Source organism: Bifidobacterium sp. SO1 (genome assembly GCF_018555335.1).
GTDB classification, from domain to species: Bacteria; Actinomycetota; Actinomycetes; order Actinomycetales; family Bifidobacteriaceae; genus Bifidobacterium; species Bifidobacterium simiiventris.
The window spans coordinates 74,692-92,319 of record NZ_JAFEJR010000002.1 but is presented as its reverse complement, the minus strand read 5'-3'; the positions used below and the strand labels follow the sequence as shown (position 1 = coordinate 92,319).

Here is a 17,628-nt window from a genome sequence, read left to right as displayed (position 1 = left end):
TGCGGTCCTACACCGCGGAGCGCACCTGCACTCGAACGGCATGGTCGCTGGCGAATCCGATGATGTGTTCGCCACGACGCGCAGATGCCAGCAGATCGGTCTGCCAGTGCGACGGATCGAATGGCACGTCACGTTCCTCGTAGCACACGGTTGCCGATCGCTGAGCCATCTTGTAGTCACGGAATGGCTGGCCGTCTGTAAAGAAGCGGGTCATCGCATCGTCGTCACCGTAGTGCAATGCATCGGCCACGGCCGTCAGACGAACAGCCACCGACCGCAGCAATGCCTCCACGTTCGCCGCGTCCTCGTCGACCATCGCCCTCGTACGGTCGGGGTCGGTCAGCGCGACGCGCGTCATGTCACGCCATGATCCGGCGGCGAGCGCGGCGGCGATGTTGCGGTTCGGATCGTCGGTCAGCTGGTTGATGAGTGCGGTCGCGACGACGTGCGGCATGTGCGAGATCAACGCGGCGGCCTGATCGTGCACCGTATCGTTGAGTACGATCACACGGTTGCCGACGCCTTCGGTGATGAGTCGCATCACGGTATGACAACGCGCGTATGCAGTGTCATCACGCACGGTGACCGCCCACAGCGCATCGTCATACAGTGCCGGATCGGCGGCCTGCCACCCGGACAGTTCGTTGCCGGCCATCGGATGCGCGCCGACGTAGCACTCCTCCAGTCCGGCTGCTTCGACTTGGTCGCGCACCATGCCTTTGACGCTGCCCACGTCGGTGAGCGTGGTCGCGGCCGGATCGAGTACCGGCTTCAATACGGCCAGAATCGCCGGCATGGCCTTGAGCGGATTGCATAGTACGATCACGGCCGGTTTCGCCGCGGCCAATTCGGCCAACGTCGGTACACAGCGGATACCGTCGGCCTCGGCCTGCGCATACGGATGGTCACGATGATTCCATGCGATCGTTCGCACGCCGCGCCGCACGAGCCGCCGCGCCAACGAGCCGCCGATCAGGCCGAGTCCGACGATGCCGACGGTCATATCGGTCATGCCAGCCGAATCCGTACCGTCATGCACATTTTCGACGGTCACACGAACATCACCGTTGCGTACGTTGTCGTTCCCAGCTACCACAGCAGCTCCTTTCGTGTCGTATCGTCGTCCTGCCACGCATTGCTCGAGTCATTCACATTATCGGAGTCAAGCCGCACTCCCCCGTTGGGCAGCGACCATGCGTAGACGGGCGGGCTGGGCCGTTCGCGGCGCGGGTAGACGGCCAACGTTTTCACCCAGTCGCCATGTTCGGCGACTTCGGTGAGCACGGCGCGGAAATGCTCCTGCCACGGCGCGGCATCCATCGTCGCGATGAAGCTGTATGTGCCGTCGCGTCCCTTGATCGGGCGGGAGATGAAGCTGGTCATGTTCAGGCCCGCGTCGCGCAGTACATCAAGCAGATTGGCGAGCACGCCCGGACCGGTGTACAGCGGGATGAACGCGACGACGGATTCGAATTCGGTCGTATCGGCCCGCATCCTCGCCAACAGTTCCGCGACCTCGTCGCGCGGAGCGAGCACCAGGAATTCGGTGTGCGCGCCCGGATAGTCCTCGACCGCCGTGGCGACGCGGGTCAGCCCGTACAGTTCGCCGCAGATGGATGGGCCGAGCGCGACCTGACCGGGTTTGAGATCGCGGCAACCGGCGCCGTTCGACGCGGCCGGCACGGCTTTGAGATGATGGTCCGCAGCGAATCGCCTGCACTGTGCGAGCCCGTGGGGGTGCGCGGTGATCGTCGTGCAGTTCGCGATCAGTTCGTCGGCATAGGATGCAACGACCTGATTATTATCCGCGCCGTGATCGTCGGTCTCGCCGGCCCTGACAAACGCGTCGAACGACACGTCCACGCCGACCCGGACGAACGCGGCCACGTTGCGCGAGTCGATGAGCGCATCAAGATTCGGCACGACATAGCCTTCGATGTTGTTCTCCCACGCGATCACGCCCCAATCGCCGCCGGTCTGCACGGCGTCGAGGATCGCGGTCACGTCCGGTTCGGCGGCGAGCGTGATGCCGTCCGGTTCGAGCGGGCGCAGCACAGAAGCCGCGCTGATCGCCGCCTGATGGGTGAACGTGCCTTGCGGGCCGAGATAGTGCAGTATGCGGGTCATGAGATCACTGTTCCTGAGATGCGGAGTCGGACCGATCATTCCCAGTCACAGCATCGCCGGACGGATCAGATTGCGTATCGTCGTACGCGTCATCGGTCGAGGCCGATTCCCCATCGTGTTCGGGCAAATCCACAGTCGTTGCCGAATCAAATGTTGCGGTCTGTGCGGTCTTCGGCGCGTCGAGGCGGAACCATGTCGGAGGCATGAACGCGAACGCGAGCTGCACAATAATCATGCCGATCAGCCACAGATAGCCGGCCTTCTGGCTGAAATATGGCATGCTGTCGCTGTTGAAGCCGATCGGAGTGAGCGCGTCGTTGCCACTGCCGGCCGCGATCATCCATGCGGTCGTGGTCGAGGCGATCAGATGCACCGCCAGACCGGTGATGCCGCACCGCGACCGGGCGCACCATGTGGACAGGCCGAGAATCACATAGGCGAGCACCAGCCCGTACGGAATGTTCATCGACGCGCCCATACGGTGCGCGAACGTGCCGATCACCGCCGCGCCGACGCCGGCCGCCACGGTGATGAGCAGTCGAACCGGATACCCGAACCGGTACGACCACGGCAGCTGTTCGATGTCGCTTGATGCCCTGTGCAAAGTCATGCGTTCCAGTATAGGAAAAGGGACCGCATTCGCGATCCCTTTCGCTCAATTCATGTCCGAATAATCAGGACTACTTGTTGGCCTGGTTATTCTGACGACGCTGCTTGGCGCGCCACTTGTACCAGTCCTCGCGGCCGAGGATGATCTTGCGCACGCGGATGGATTCCGGCGTGACCTCGACGCACTCGTCCTCGTTGGCGAAGTCGAGCGACTCCTCGAGGCTCATCTTGACCGGCGGGGTCAGGGTTTCGAGCACGTCGGCGGTGGAGGAACGCATGTTGGTCATGTGCTTGGCAAGCGTGATGTTCACGTCGAGCTCGTCGGGCTTGTTGTTCATGCCGACGACCTGGCCCTCGTAGACCTGCGACTGCGGTTCGACGAAGAAGATGCCACGAGCCTGCAGACGCTGCATGGCGTACGGGGTGGCCACGCCGGCGCGGTCGGAGACCATCGAGCCGTTCTGGCGAGTGACGATCTGGCCGGCCCACGGCGCGTAGCCGGCGGACAGCGAGGAGGCGATGCCGGTGCCACGGGTGGCGCTCAGCAGCGCGGTGCGGAAGCCGATCAGGCCACGCGACGGCACGGTGAACTGCAGACGCACCCAGCCGGAACCGTGGTTGGACATGGAGTCCATGCGGCCCTTGCGGTCGGCCATGAGCTGCGTGACGGTGCCCATGTACTCTTCCGGCACGTCGATGGTGGTGTTCTCCATCGGCTCGTTGATCTTGCCGTCGATGGTCTTGGTGACAACCTGCGGACGGCCGACGGTCAGCTCGTAGCCTTCGCGGCGCATCTGCTCGGCGAGCACGGCCAGCGCGAGTTCGCCACGGCCCTGCACCTCCCACGCGTCCGGACGGTCGGTCGGCAGCACCTTGATCGACACGTTGCCGATGAGCTCGCGGTCGAGACGATCCTTGATCATACGGGCGGTGAGCTTGTGGTCCTTGCCTTCGCGGCCCGCGAGCGGAGAGTCGTTGACGCCGAAGGTCATGGAGATGGCCGGGTCGTCGACGTGGATGAGCGGCAGCGGCTTCGGATCGTTCGGGTCGACGATGGTCTCGCCGATCATGATGTCGTTGACGCCGGCGACGGCGACGATGTCGCCCGGGCCCGCGGATTCGACGGGCTGGCGCTCGAGACCCTGCGTGCGCAGCAGCTCGACGACGCGGAAGTTCTCGAGCGAGCCGTCCACGCGGGACAGGCCGTAGTTCTTGCCCTTCTCGAGGGTGCCGTTGTAGATGCGCACGAGGCCGAGTCGGCCGAGGAAGTCGGAGGAGTCGATGTTGGCGACGTGGGCCTGCAGCGGCGCGCCTTCCTCGTACTCCGGGGCCGGGATGTACTTGATGATGTCCTCGAAGAGCGGCTCGAGGTTGTCGTTGTCCGGCAGGGCGCCGTTCTCCGGCTGGTTGGCGGACGCGTAGCCGGCCTTGGCGGCGCAGTAGACGACCGGAAGGTCGAGCAGGTGATCGAGGTCGAGATCGATGCCTTCCTCGACGACGTCCTGCGCAAGGCCGAGCAGCAGGTCGGTGGATTCGGAGACGACCTCTTCGATGCGGGCGTCCGGACGGTCGACCTTGTTCACGCACAGGATGACCGGCAGCTTGGCCTCGAGGGCCTTGCGCAGCACGAAACGGGTCTGCGGCAGCGGGCCTTCGGACGCGTCCACGAGCAGCACGACGCCGTCGACCATCGAGATGCCGCGCTCGACCTCGCCGCCGAAATCGGCGTGGCCGGGGGTGTCGATGATGTTGAGCGTGATGCCATCCGGGTAGCCGTACTTGGCGGCCAGCGGGCCGGTGTATTCGACGGCCGTGTTCTTGGCGAGGATGGTGATACCCTTCTCGCGTTCGAGCGCGTTGGAGTCCATCACGCGATCCGGCACTTCCTCACGCTCGTTGAACACGTGGGACTGCTGGAGCATCGCGTTCACCAGCGTGGTCTTGCCGTGATCGACGTGCGCCACGATCGCCACATTTCGAATATCACCACGAACCGCCATCGAAACCTCTCTTAATATCGATTGTCGTTGCTTGCGTAATTCTTCGGTACGGTAATTGGTTCACCTATATGCACACAAACCGTCACAAGCATACCCATACGCTTCGACCTGCCGGCCGAGATGCGCGAACGGAACGGGGCCCGCCCAGCGTGCGGCGCTACAATGCTGCGCGATGGCACAGGTTAGGGATACGAAACGTAAGACAAGCAAGGCATCGGCAATGAGCGAGAAGACCAAGCCGGGCAGCGAGGGCACTCAAGACAAGGCGAAGACGACCGCGAAGCAGACGCGCGGCGGCACGGCCGGCACAGCCAAATCCAAGAAGACGAAGACGGCCAAGACCGCGGCGACGCGCAATACCAAGCGCAGGGGCGCAAGCAAACGTCCAAAATCCGCACGCGGAACGAGAACAACAAGGGCGGCAAGGATCACAAGCCCGAAACAATGGTGGGCCAAGGCGACGCTCGGCCAGAAGATCAAAGCCACGCTAGTTTCGCTGGTCGCGATCATCTGCGTGATGGCGCTGGCGATGGGCACCGTTCGCTTCGTGCAGTGGCGCATCGAAGTGCGTGCGGCCGAGGCGCGGCAGGCCGAGCTGGTGAAGACCTACGACTTCGATCCGGGCGACATCATCTCCGACGGCCAGTTCTTCAACGCAAACGCGTTGAGTCAGGCCGAAATCCAGTCGTTCCTCGACAAGGAGGGCGCCCAGTGCACTGGCAATGACTGTCTCAAGTCGAAGACGTTCGACACCACCGACCAGCCGGCCGACGAGTACTGTTCGGCGTACAGCGGCGCCAAGCACGAGACGGCCGCGGCGATCATCTACAAGGCCGGCAAGGCGTGCGGCATCAGCCAGAAGATCCTGCTCACCGTCCTGCAGAAGGAGCAGCATCTCGTCACGGCCACCGAGATCACCGATTCCCAATACAAGTCCGCGATGGGGCTGAGCTGCCCGGACGACGCGAACTGCGATCCCGAATACGCCGGCTTCTTCAAGCAGGTGTACGGTTCGGCGAAACGCTACCAGTACTACGTCGCGCATGAGGACCGGTACGGCTACCACGCGAACGCGCTGAACTTCATCCAGTACCATCCGAACAAGGCGTGCGGCGGCACGAACGTGTTCATCGACAACAAGGCGACCGCATTGCTGTACATCTACACGCCGTACCAGCCGAACGACGCGGCGCTGGCGGCCGGCGTGGGCGAGGGCGACGCGTGCTCGAGCTACGGCAACCGCAATTTCGCGATCATCTACCAAAGCTGGTTCGGCTCGATGCGGTGATGGCGAGCCGCTGCCGGACTTGTCCGACGAGCCGGCGGGCCCGTTCGGCGGCGGCTCGCCGGCCCGGAAATCACAGGAAATCGCAGTTCGATATCACAGCTCGATCTTGGGGCTGGCCGCGAGCAGCGTGCGCGTGTAGTCGGCTTCGGGATGACGCAGCACGTGGCCGGTCACGCCGCTTTCGACGATATGCCCGTGCCGCAGCACAGTGATCACGTCGGACACCTCCTGCACGATGCCCAGATCGTGAGTGATGAACAGGCACGCGAACCCGTGTTCGAGCTGTAGGCGGCGCAGCAGGTCGAGTACCTTGCGCTGCACGGTCACGTCGAGCGACGAGGTGGGTTCGTCGGCGATGAGCAGCGACGGGTTCAACGCGAGCGCGCGGGCGATGCCGACGCGCTGACGCTGGCCGCCGGACAGCTGGTGAGGGAATCGGTCGGCCGCGTCGGCGGGCAGTTCGACCTGATCGAGTAGTTCGGCGACGCGACGGCGCTTGTCGGCCTCGCTGAAGCCTCCCTGCACGCTCATCGGTTCGCTGATGCTCCACGCGACCGTCTTGCGCGGGTTCAGTGCCGAACCGCTGTCTTGGAACACGTATCCCATATGCGAGAGGATCTCACGCTTGCGCCGGCCGTGCGCCTTGGCGAGATCCTGGCCGGCGATGAGCACCGATCCGCCGCTCGGCGCGAGCTGGCCGGAGATGACCTTGGCGATCGTGGTTTTGCCGGCGCCGGATTCGCCGACCAGCGCACGGGTGCGGCCGGCGACCAGGTCGAACGAGATGTGTTCGACCGCGGCCTTGCCGTGCCGGTAGGAGACGGCGACGTCGTTCAGCGAGGCGATCGTCTCGCCTCCGGCGAGCGCGGCGCTCTCCTCGCTCTGTTCGTCGGCGGGCGCGCCGGCGCCGGCGACACGTTCGCCGACCCGTGCGACGCCCTCGCCGCGGAACCCGCCGTCCGAGCCGTCGCCGTCGGCGTCATCGTCATCCACATGTAGCCGCGGCACGGCGGCGAGTAACATCTTCGTATAGTCATCGGCGGGCGCGCGGAACACGTGCTCGACGCTCCCCTGTTCGACGATCACGCCGTCGTGCATCACGTACACGTCCTGCGCGGCCTGCCACACGACGCCCATGTCGTGCGTGATGAGCAGCACCGCGAGGTCGAGTTCCCGGGCCAGCGAGGAGATGAGTTTCAAAATGGCCTGCTGTGTGGTCACGTCGAGCGCGGTGGTGGGCTCGTCGGCGATGAGCACCTTCGGCCGGTTGATGATGGCCATCGCGATCATGACGCGCTGCAGCTGCCCGCCCGACAGTTCGTGCGGGTACGACGACCATACGCGTTCGGCGTCTTCGAGTCCGACTTCACGCAATTGTTCGAGCACCTTGCGCTTGCGTTCGGCGGCGCTGAGGTTCTTCTGGTGATATTTGAGTGATTCGGCGACCTGCATGCCGAGCGTGAACACCGGGTTGAACGCGGTGGACGGCTCCTGGAACACGGTGCCGATCAGTTCGCCGCGGATGCGCTGCAGCGGCGCGTCGGCGGCCAGCAGGTCGATGTCGCCGCCGGATGCAGATGGGTCGCCGATGAGTGCCCGGCCGCGTACGGAGGCGACGGACGGGTCGAGTCTGGGCAGGGCCATCGCGCTGACCGACTTGCCCGAACCGGATTCGCCGACCAGTGCGGTGATGCGTCCGGGGAACAGCTTGAGGCTCACGCCGTGGGTCACGTCCCGTCCGTCGAAGCTGACGGTCAGGCCGTCCACGGTCACGATCGCGCGTGGTTCGTTCATGATGCTTGGCTCCTGTTCGCAGTCGGCTCGGCACGGGGTGCCGCAAACGGTCGGATGGTGCAAGGCGTGCGCGTCGGGCGCCGGGCTGCGGGGCCCCGGTGCCCGACGCGCACGTCAGGATCGGCGGATGCCGGACTTTAGTTCGCGCTGACGAGCGAGACCTGCGTGTAGTCCGGGTATGCCGGGAAGTCGCCGATGATGAAGTTCGTCACGTTGGATCCGTGGATGAACGTGTTGTGCGAGTAGATCAGCGGCACGACCGGCGCATCGGCCATGATCTTCTTGTCGACCTCGGCCCAGGTCTTGCCGGCCTCGGTCTGGTCGACCGTCTCGGTGGCCTTCTTGATGAGGGCGTCCACGTCGGCGTTCGCGTAGCGGGCGAGGTTGTAGTTGCCGCCGCCGATCTGCGAGGAGTCGAACAGCGGGGAGATGTTCGCGTACGGGGACGGGAAGTCGGGCTGCCAGCCGGAGATGACCAGATCGTAGTCGCCTTCGTCGTTGGTGATGGCGTCGGAGTAGACGTCGTCGTTGAGCGTCTGGATGTCGACGCTGATGCCCGCGCGCTTGAGGCTGGTCTGGATGGACGACGCCTTCTCCGCGTTGGCGGACGTGGTGACGAGCTTAAGCGTCGGCACGCTCACGCCGGACTCCTTGATGAGCTGCTTGGCCTTATCGACATCGCCGGTGGAGTCCGCCTTGTACAGGTCGTATTCCTCGCGGCCAGCGATGCCGGGCGTGATGAGCGTGGTGGCGAAGCCGCCGGCGATCTCGCCGCCGGACGCGGTGCGGTACGCCTGCTTGTCGACCGCGTATTCGATGGCCTGGCGCACCTTGAGGTTCGTCACGCGCTTGGTGTTGATGGCAAGGTATTCGAGGGCGCCGTCGCCGCTGGTGGCGAGCAGCTTCTTATAGGTCGGGTTGGCCTGCGCCTGGGCGAGCTGCGCGGCAGGCACGAAGCCGGAGAGGAAGGAGTTCTTGCCTTCGCCGGTGCCCTGCATGATCGACTGGGCGGCCACGGAGGTGTCCTGGCCCATCTTGAACACGATCTTGTCGGGGCCGGCGGTGCGTACCTCGTCGGTCTTGGAGTCCCAGTACTTGTTGCGCACGAGCACGGCCTGCTTGCCGGCCTCGTTGGATTCGACCATGTACGGGCCGGAGGCGACCGGCGTCTTGCCATAGCCGGACGAGGGGGCCTTGCCGTTGGGAACCGGGGTGAACGCGGCCAGCGAGGCCACCCACGGCCAGTCGCCGAACGGGGCGTTGAGGTGGAAGACGATGGTCTTGTCGTCCGGGGTCTCGATCGAGTCGAGCTCCTCGCCGTCGTAGGGGCCGTGGTAGTCCTGCGCGCCTTCCAGCAGCGTCTTGTGGTAGCTCAGGCCGCCGGTCAGCGAGTCGGCGAACGAACGTTCCAGACCGTACTTGATGTCCTTCGAGGTGATCGCCGTGCCGTCGGAGAACTTGAGCCCGTCCTTGAGCGTGTACGTCCAGGTGCGGCCGTCGTCGCTCGCGGTGCCGGTGTCGGTGGCCAGATCGGGCACGACCTTGGTCTCACCGTTGGCGGTCACCTTCCATGCGGTCAGACGGCGGAAGATGTAGCCGTTCGACGTGGTCGGCAGGCCCTGGCTCTTCGCCGGGTCGAGATCCATCTCGGTGCTGGATGTAAGGATATTGAGCGTGCCGCCCTTGACGGTCTCGCCGGTGGCGGAGGTCGTCGTGTCGGTCGCGTTGTTCGCGCCGCAGCCGGCCAGCGCGAGCACGGCGGCGCATACGCCGGCCGCAAGCGCCTTCAAGGCGATTTTTCTGGTCATGGTGTTGGTTTTCCTCTCTTGTTTCTGTGCTGTTGGTTTCTCGGGAAACCGGTCGCAGCCGGTTCCTTCAAAGGTGTGACAAGGCGTAGGGGCCGCGAGGTAAGGACGGCTGAGGCCGACTCCCGCAGTCCCGCGGCTCAGGCGTTCGCCAGCGTGACCCTCGGGTCGAGCAGGCTGTAGCAGATGTCGACGATCAGGTTCGCCACGATCACGAGCACCGCGGCGAACAGCGTCGCGCCGACGAGCACCTGTAGGTCGAGGTTCGAGACGGAATCGAGCAGCAGGGCGCCGAGTCCCTGCATCGAGAACACCTTCTCGGTGAGCACCGCGCCGCCGAGCAGGCCGCCGAGGTCGAGTCCGAACATGGTCATGACCGGCAGCATCGCGTTGCGCAGCGCGTGCTTGAACACGATCACCGATTCGGGCACGCCCTTGGAGCGTGCGGTGCGGATGTAGTCCTGGCTCAGTTCGCCGATCATCTGCGTGCGGGTGACGCGCGTGTAGCCGGCGGCGCTGAGGATCGCGAGCACGAGCCACGGCAGGATGAGATGGTAGAGCCAGCCGGCCGGATCGTCGCGGAAGTTCACGTAGCCGCCGGACGGGAAGATCTGCAAACTCAACGCGAACGCGATGACCGTGAGCAGGCCGATCAGATACGACGGCGCGGACACACCGACCACGGATAGTCCGAGCAGCGTGCGGTCGATGAGCGTATCGCGCTTGAGCGCGGCCCACACGCCGGTGGCGACGCCGATGACGAGCCAGAGCACCGCGGCACCGACCGCAATGGATGCGGTGACGGGGAACCGGTCGAGGATCAGCTGGGTAACGGATTCGTTGAGCCGGAACGAGTATCCGAGGCAGGGCGCGCTGCACACGACGGCCGCGCCGCCGGTGCCGAACGTGCGGCCAGTGAAGATGCCGGCGATGTAGTTGCCCATCTGCTCGTACCACGGCTTATCGGTGCCCATGAACGCGGCAACGCGACGCAGCTGTTCGGGCGTGCACGGCTTGCCGCACGACAGTTGCGCGGGGTTGGTCGGCAGCAGGAAGAAGATGAGGAACAGCGCGAGGGTGATGAGCAGGATCACGATGATCGAGCTGGCGACTCGTTTGCCGATGTATTGCAGGATTCTCATGCACGCACCCCCTTGCGCGGGTCGATGGCGTCGCTCAGGCCGTCGCCGAGCAGGTTGAAGCCGAAGGTGAGCAGGAACAGCGCCATGCCGGGGAACAGCAGGTACATCGGATCGACGAGCGCCCACTGCACGGCGTCGGAGATGGAACGGCCCCATGATGGGGTGGGCGGGTTCATGCCCACGCCGAGGAACGACAGGCCGGCCTCCGCGCCGATGCGTCCGGGGATCGACAGCGTGATGTTGACGATGAGCAGTGGCAGAAGGTTCGGGAGCACTTGGTGCCACAGCACGTGCACCGGGGACGCACCCATCACGCGGGAGGCGACGGAGAAGTTGCGCTTGCTCAGCGTGAGGGTCTGTCCGCGCACGAGTCGCGCGATGCCGGGCCAGCCGAAGAAGCCGAGCACGAGCGTGAGCAGCAGCGGGCGCGGGAAGCCGGACGGGACGACGGCCGACAGCGCGATCGCGAAGATCAGGAACGGGAATCCGAAGAACACGTCCATCGTGCGCGAGATCAGCGAGTCGACCATTCCCGGGAAGTAGCCGGCGACCAGACCCAGCGCCACGCCGATGACCAGCGAGATGATCGAGGAGAAGACGCCGATGCCAAGCGAGATGCGCGTGCCGTATGCGACGATCGAGAACAGGTCGACCCCGCGCAACGGCGTGACGCCGAACCAGTGCTGCGCGCTGATGCCGCCGAATCCGCTCGGCACCGAGGCCGCGCCGAGCGCTTCAGGGTGCTCCGCGTACGGGTCGTTGCCGGTGATCGCGGACAAGGGCCCGGCGAACACCGCCAGCAGCACGAACAGCAGCACGATGCCGCCGCCGACCACGATGGACGGCCGCAGATAGGGGGACGCGGCCTTGCCCGCCGCACGCCCGGACGATGCCGAACCGGCCGCCGCCGTCGCTTCCGTCATAGTCGTTCTCCCTGCTTTCCCGCGTCCGACCACCTGCCGCAGCCACCGGTATTCGAATCCGGATGGAGGCATGGTCGGCTCGCGTGTTTTGCAAAAATCTAGAGCGTTAGTTAAGCACTCTTCGACATGCGGACACGCTGGACGCTTATCGATTCTTCTGATACCCCGTTATCGGGGCATGTGTTGCAAGGGTACGGCATGATCCGCCGCAATGGGAGATCCGGTCTCGTTTTTTCGTCGTTTTACGCCGCGAGAAGAAAAACGGGCGGCCGCACGTAACGGCCGCCCGGGTTGGGTCAGTGTTCGATGCGCCGGCCGACATACGGTCGCATGAGCATCGTCGTGGCGACCGCACACAGAGAGAAGATCGCACCGAACGGTCCCAGCCAGGTCAGGCCGAGCGTGTCGTTGACGACGCCGCCCACCGCCGATCCGATCGCGATGCCGATGTTGAACGACATCGAGTTGAGTGACGCGGCGAGGTTCATCGAACCGGGGTGCGATTCGGCGGCCACGTCCATGTACAGCACCTGCGACGACGCGTTGAACAGGTACATGAACATGCCAAGCACGATGAGCAGCACCGCGCCGTAGAGCGGGATGACGCGGGCCAGCGCGAGCGAGCACAGCAGCACGCCGTGCGCGAGGAACACCCAGCGCAGATGATAGAGCGGCTCCACTCCCCTGCCGTGTTCGGCGAGCTTGCCGGCGTGCAGGTTGCTCCACAGGCAGGCGACGCCGTAGACGACCAGGCCGAGGCTCAGGTACTGTTCGGGGATGCGGACCTCGTCGCGCATGATCGGCGTCAGGTACGTATAGAACACGTAGCTGGAGCCGGCGCCGAACACCACGGCGAGCACGCCGAGCCAGATGCGACGGTCGAAGAACAGGCGGAACTGCGAGAGGAAGCCGACCTTCATGAGATGGCTGTTGCGCGGCAGCACGGCGACCATGAGTGCCATGAGGATCACGGTGAGCAGGTCGATCAGGTGGAACGTCCAGCGCCAGCCGAACGTGTTCGCGATCCACGTGCCGACCGGCACGCCGACGACGGATGCGATCGAGAAGCCGGAGAACACCCATGCGATGAACTTGGTGCGGTACCGGTCGACGGTGATGTCGGGCGCGTAGGTCATCGCGATGGCGACGAGTGTGCCGGAGACGAGCGCGATCATGATTCGCGCGACGACGAGGATCGCATAGTTCGGCGCGAACGCGCACAGCACGTTGCCGGCGAGGAAGACGCCCATGAGCGTCATGTGCGTGGCGAAGCGCGGGAATCGGGCGGAGATCGCCGAGCCGAGCGGGGTGACGGGCGCGTAGACGAACGCGAACAGCGAGACGAGGTTGCCGACCGTGACCTCGGAGACGGACAGGCCTTTGGCGATGTCAGGCAGGATGCCGACGACGATGAACTCGCTCATGCCGAGCATGAAGCTGATGGCGATGAGCACGACTACCGGAAGCGTAAAAAAGCGGGTGCCGGGGGCACCCGCGTTCTTGGAAAGAGCCATGCGAGAATACTACAACTTGGGCAGGTATGTCTTGAGCTCGTACGGCGTGACCTGGCGACGGTACGCGTCCCACTCCTGGCGCTTGTTGCGGATGAAGTACTCGAACGCGTGCTCGCCGAGCACGTCGGCCACGAAGTCGGACTTCTCCATGATCTTGAGCGCCTCGTCGAGCGACTCGGGCAACGGCTGGATGCCCATCGCCTGACGTTCGGCGTCCGTGAGCTCCCACACGTCGTCGCTGGTCGGCTCGCCAAGCGTCATCTGCTTGTCGATGCCGTCGAGACCGGCGGCCAGCAGCACCGAGTACGCGAGATAAGGGTTGGCGACCGGGTCGAGAGCGCGGAACTCCATGCGGGCCGAATTGCCCTTGCCGGGCTTGTATTGCGGGATGCGCAGCAGGGCGGAGCGGTTGTTGTGGCCCCAGCAGATGTAGCTCGGTGCCTCGTTGCCGCCCCACAGGCGCTTGTACGAGTTGACGTACTGGTCGGTGACCGCGCAGATCTCCGCCGCATGGTACAGGATGCCGGCCGCGAACTGGCGGGCCGTCATCGACATGTTGAACTCCTGGCCGGCCTCGTAGAACGCGTTCGCGTCGCCCTCGAACAGGCTCAGGTGCGTGTGCATGCCGGAGCCCGGCGCGTCGGCCAGGGGCTTGGGCATGAAGCTGGCGTGGATGCCTCGCTCCAGCGAAATCTCCTTGACCACCGTGCGGAAGGTCATGATGTTGTCCGCCGTCGTCAGCGCGTCGGCGTAGCGCAGATCGATCTCGTTCTGGCCGGGGCCCGCCTCGTGGTGCGAGTACTCCACCGAAATGCCCATCTGCTCGAGCATGTTCACGGTGGCGCGGCGGAAGTCCATGCCGGGGCTGCGCGGCACGTGGTCGAAATAGCCGCCTTCGTCGATCGGGGTGGGGGCCTTTGACCAGTCGTCCTGATGTTCGAACAGGTAGAACTCGATTTCGGGGTGCACGTAGAACGTGAAGCCCTTCTCCTTCGCCTTGGCGAGCGCGCGCTTCAGCACATGGCGCGGGTCGCCGAGCGACGGCTCGCCGTCGGGCGTGAGGATGTCGCAGAACATGCGGGCGGTGCCTTGGGGGCCGCCGCGCCACGGCAGGATCTGGAAGGTCGACGGGTCGGGCTGGACGATCATGTCGTCCTCCGACACGCGGGTCATGCCCTCGATCGCCGAGCCGTCGAATCCAAGCCCCTCCTCGAACGCGGCCTCCAGTTCGGCCGGCGCGATCGCCACGGACTTCAACGTGCCCAGAACATCGGTGAACCACAACCGAATAAAGCGCACGTCGCGTTCCTCGACCGTGCGCAGCGCAAACTCCTGCTGTTTATCCATAACGACCTATGGTTCCATTCGCGTGTTACGAACCTCGTTAACAAACCGGGGCCCGATGCCAATCGGCCGGCGACGGCGTTCAACGACACGCGGTAAGGTAGTGCCTGTGAGTGTGAGCGAGAGCAATATTCTGAAGACGGCCAATGCCGACCATCCGATCATCGACATGACGTCCTGGCGTCAGGCCCCGACCCCTGCCGAACGTGAGCAGGCCGGGCTGGACCGCCGGTTCCGCGTGCCGTTGGAAAGCCACGCGCTGTGGCAGGTGCGCGAGAACCGCCGCGACGTGATCGGCCTGTTGGAGGAGCAGTCGCGTCAGCGCGTGGCCGATCTTATTCCGCTGCGTTACCAGCGCATGAGCGTGTCCGCGTTCACGTTCTACCGCGGCACGGCGCTCATCATGGCGAACGATCTGGCCCGCACGCCGGTCACGGGCATCCCCGTGCAGGCGGTGGGCGACGCGCACATCGGTAATTTCGGCATGTTCCGCTCCCCCTCGCAGCGGCTCGTGTTCGACATCAACGACTTCGACGAGACGACGACCGGCCCGTGGGAGTGGGATATCAAGCGTCTCGCCGTGTCGGTGGAGATCTGCGGACGCGCGAACGGCATCCGCAAACTGGAACGTCGTGAGGCGGTCAAGCGTTGCGTGCATTCGTACCGCGACCATCTGCAGCAGTTCTCGCAGATGGACTATCTGGACGCATGGTACGACCACATCGACGTGGAGGCCGCACTTGACCATTACGAGCGCACGGTCAATGGCAAGCGCAACCGTACGCTGCGCGACGCGGCGGCGAAGGCTGCGATCAAGGATTCCAATCGTGCGGCCGCCAAACTCACCTACCGTGACGGCGACAAGTTGCGGTTCCGTTCGAAGCCGCCGGAGCTCACGCCGATCAACGAACTGCACGACTACGCCGATCTGGAGGCGCTGCAGGGTCGTCTCGAGACGCTGTTCAACAGCTACCGTCATTCGCTGTACGAGGATCGCCGCCACGTGCTGAGCCATTACACGTATCATGACACGGCACGCAAGGTGGTGGGCGTCGGCTCGGTGGGCACGCGCGCGTGGGTGTCGGTGCTGACCGGCCGCGACATCGACGATCCGCTGATGCTACAGATGAAGGAGGCGAACGAGTCGGTGCTCGAACGGTTCGTGGGCCGTTCGAAGTACGCGACGCACGGCGAACGCGTGGTGCAGGGGCAGAAGCTGATCCAGTCGACGGCGGATGTGCTGCTCGGCTGGGCGAGCTTCATGGCCGAGGACGGCCACAAGCGCGACTATTACGTGCGCCAGTTCTGGAACGGCAAGGGGTCGATCGACATCGATCATCTCAACGATCTCGCGTTGTCCGATCTGGGCCGCATGTGTGCGCGGTGCCTGGCTCACGCGCATGCGCGTACCGGCGACCGCATCGCGATCGCATCGTATGTGGGCGAGGACGAGACGTTCGATGAGGCGATCGCGTCGTTCGCGTCGGCCTACGCGGACCAGAACGACGCCGACTACGCGCTGTTCAAGCAGCTCATCGACTCCGGCGAACTGCCCTGCGCGTCCTGATCACCAGCGATTCATGATATGGCGAAGCCCGGCTGCTCATATGAGGAGCCGGGCTTCATTATGTCTCACTTCGCGACTTCGAGAGCTTCCTCGAGGGTGAAAGCGCGGGCGTACAGGGACTTGCCGAGGATGGCGGAGTCGACGCCGAGGCTGGCCAGCTCCTTGATCGCGCGCAGGTCGTCGAGCTTGCTGATGCCGCCGGACGCGGTCACCTTGGCGTCCGTGCGTTCGGCGACCTCGCGCAGCAGATCGATGTTCGGACCGGACATCATGCCGTCACGGGCCACGTCAGTCACCACGTAGCGCGAGCAGCCGACCGAGTCGAGGAACTTCATCGTCTCGAACAGGTCGCCGCCTTCCTTGACCCATCCGCGGGCGGCGAGCGTGTGGCCGCGCACGTCGAGGCCAACGGCCACACGGTCGCCGTACTTGCGAATCACGGAGGCTGTCCAGTCGGGGTTCTCGAGCGCGGCGGTGCCGATGTTCACACGTGCCGCGCCGGCGTCCAGGGCGGCGTCGAGCGAGGCGTCGTCGCGCACGCCGCCGCTCATCTCGATGTTGACCTTGTCGCCAAGTTCATGCACGATCTCGCGCAACTGGGCGCGGTTGTCGCCGGTACCGAACGCGGCGTCGAGGTCGACCAGATGAATCCACTGCGCACCGGATTCGACCCACGTGCGGGCCGCTTCGAGCGGCGAGCCGTAGTCGGTTTCGGAACCGGATTCGCCTTGGCGCAGACGCACGGCCTTGCCGTCGCGCACGTCGACAGCGGGAAGCAGGGTAAGTGACATGATGATAGCCTTTCTTGATGTTCGGGTCAGAACGTGGCGATCCAGTTGCGCAGCAGCTGCGCGCCGGCTTCGGCGGACTTCTCCGGATGGAACTGCGTGGCGGACAGCGGCCCACGCTCGTAGGCGGCCACGAACCGGCTGCGTCCGTACGTGCACCAGGTAACGCGTTCGGGGGCGTCGCCGAAGTCGATCTCGTACTTGGCCAGGTCGCCCGGATGCACATCCGTCGCCGCATACGAGTGCACGAAGTAGAACCGCTCGTGTTCCACGCCGTTCATCAACACGGAGCCTTCCGGCGCCTCGACCGTATCCCAGCCCATGTGCGGCACCACGTCCGCATCAAGCAGGTCGACGCTGCCGCCGATCAAGCCGAGTCCGGCAGCCTCGTGGCCGCGTTCGCGCCCCTGCTCGAACATGATCTGCTCGCCGACGCACACGCCGAGCACCGGCCGGCCGGCGCGCAGACGGTCGGTGACCACGCGGTCGCCGGACATCTCCTTCAGTCCGTCCATGCACGCGGCGAACGCGCCGACGCCGGGCACAACCAGGCCGTCGGCTTCAAGCGCCTGACGGTAGTCGGAGGTCAGCGTCACGTCGGCGCCGAGGTTGGCGAGCGCGCGCACCATGGAGCGCACGTTGCCGAATCCGTAGTCGAAAACCACCACTGATGTCATGTTGTTCTCCCGTGCTGTGTGATTGCTGGCGGAGCGTTGGCCGCCCGTTC

General features: G+C 65.0%; 14 protein-coding genes. 2 read left to right on the top strand and 12 right to left on the bottom strand.

Going from position 1 to position 17,628, the window contains the following annotated elements:
* Positions 1–7: 7 nt before the first annotated feature.
* The 4 genes from JS541_RS02570 to typA form a co-directional block, all read right to left on the bottom strand.
* A complete protein-coding gene (locus JS541_RS02570; protein ID WP_214372884.1) occupies positions 8–1,096 on the bottom strand; it encodes a prephenate dehydrogenase/arogenate dehydrogenase family protein in 1,089 nt (362 codons plus the stop codon).
* On the bottom strand, positions 1,090–2,127 hold the full coding sequence (locus JS541_RS02565) for a prephenate dehydratase domain-containing protein (protein ID WP_214372882.1): 1,038 nt from the start codon (positions 2,125–2,127) through the stop codon (positions 1,090–1,092). Before JS541_RS02565 ends, JS541_RS02570 begins: the two co-directional genes overlap by 7 nt.
* 4 nt (positions 2,128–2,131) lie before the next feature.
* Positions 2,132–2,737: an alcohol dehydrogenase gene (locus tag JS541_RS02560; protein ID WP_240539215.1), complete on the bottom strand. Its 606-nt coding sequence runs from the start codon at positions 2,735–2,737 to the stop codon at positions 2,132–2,134.
* Positions 2,738–2,807: 70 nt separating this feature from the next.
* Complete coding sequence (gene typA, locus JS541_RS02555) at positions 2,808–4,736, bottom strand: translational GTPase TypA (RefSeq protein ID WP_214372881.1); 1,929 nt, start codon at positions 4,734–4,736, stop codon at positions 2,808–2,810.
* 220 nt (positions 4,737–4,956) lie between these two features.
* Here typA and JS541_RS02550 point away from each other — a divergent pair, with 220 nt between their 5' ends.
* Positions 4,957–6,024, top strand: coding sequence for a hemagglutinin (locus JS541_RS02550; protein WP_240539214.1), 1,068 nt, complete (start codon positions 4,957–4,959; stop codon positions 6,022–6,024).
* A gap of 93 nt (positions 6,025–6,117) precedes the next feature.
* Here JS541_RS02550 and JS541_RS02545 read toward each other — a convergent pair whose 3' ends face one another.
* From JS541_RS02545 to glnA, 6 genes are all read right to left on the bottom strand, one after another.
* On the bottom strand, positions 6,118–7,818 hold the full coding sequence (locus tag JS541_RS02545) for an ABC transporter ATP-binding protein (RefSeq protein ID WP_214372878.1): 1,701 nt from the start codon (positions 7,816–7,818) through the stop codon (positions 6,118–6,120).
* Between the two features lie 137 nt (positions 7,819–7,955).
* Positions 7,956–9,626, bottom strand: coding sequence for an ABC transporter substrate-binding protein (locus tag JS541_RS02540; protein ID WP_214372876.1), 1,671 nt, complete (start codon positions 9,624–9,626; stop codon positions 7,956–7,958).
* A gap of 137 nt (positions 9,627–9,763) precedes the next feature.
* Positions 9,764–10,765, bottom strand: coding sequence for an ABC transporter permease (locus JS541_RS02535; RefSeq protein ID WP_214372874.1), 1,002 nt, complete (start codon positions 10,763–10,765; stop codon positions 9,764–9,766).
* On the bottom strand, positions 10,762–11,688 hold the full coding sequence (locus tag JS541_RS02530; RefSeq protein WP_240539213.1) for an ABC transporter permease: 927 nt from the start codon (positions 11,686–11,688) through the stop codon (positions 10,762–10,764). Before JS541_RS02530 ends, JS541_RS02535 begins: the two co-directional genes overlap by 4 nt.
* A gap of 296 nt (positions 11,689–11,984) precedes the next feature.
* Positions 11,985–13,202 (bottom strand): MFS transporter, encoded by a 1,218-nt coding sequence (locus JS541_RS02525; protein WP_214372872.1) that lies wholly within the window; start codon positions 13,200–13,202, stop codon positions 11,985–11,987.
* A 9-nt stretch (positions 13,203–13,211) separates the two neighbouring features.
* Positions 13,212–14,549 carry a type I glutamate--ammonia ligase gene (gene glnA, locus JS541_RS02520; RefSeq protein WP_163229816.1) on the bottom strand — a complete coding sequence of 446 codons (1,338 nt, stop codon included), beginning with the start codon at positions 14,547–14,549 and terminating at the stop codon, positions 13,212–13,214.
* Positions 14,550–14,661: 112 nt separating this feature from the next.
* Here glnA and JS541_RS02515 point away from each other — a divergent pair, with 112 nt between their 5' ends.
* A complete protein-coding gene (locus JS541_RS02515; protein WP_214372870.1) occupies positions 14,662–16,113 on the top strand; it encodes a DUF2252 family protein in 1,452 nt (483 codons plus the stop codon).
* Between the two features lie 65 nt (positions 16,114–16,178).
* Here JS541_RS02515 and priA read toward each other — a convergent pair whose 3' ends face one another.
* Both priA and hisH read right to left on the bottom strand, forming a co-directional pair.
* Positions 16,179–16,904 carry a bifunctional 1-(5-phosphoribosyl)-5-((5-phosphoribosylamino)methylideneamino)imidazole-4-carboxamide isomerase/phosphoribosylanthranilate isomerase PriA gene (gene priA / locus JS541_RS02510; RefSeq protein ID WP_214372868.1) on the bottom strand — a complete coding sequence of 242 codons (726 nt, stop codon included), beginning with the start codon at positions 16,902–16,904 and terminating at the stop codon, positions 16,179–16,181.
* A gap of 26 nt (positions 16,905–16,930) precedes the next feature.
* Positions 16,931–17,578 carry an imidazole glycerol phosphate synthase subunit HisH gene (gene hisH / locus JS541_RS02505; RefSeq protein WP_214372867.1) on the bottom strand — a complete coding sequence of 216 codons (648 nt, stop codon included), beginning with the start codon at positions 17,576–17,578 and terminating at the stop codon, positions 16,931–16,933.
* Positions 17,579–17,628 lie beyond the last annotated feature (50 nt).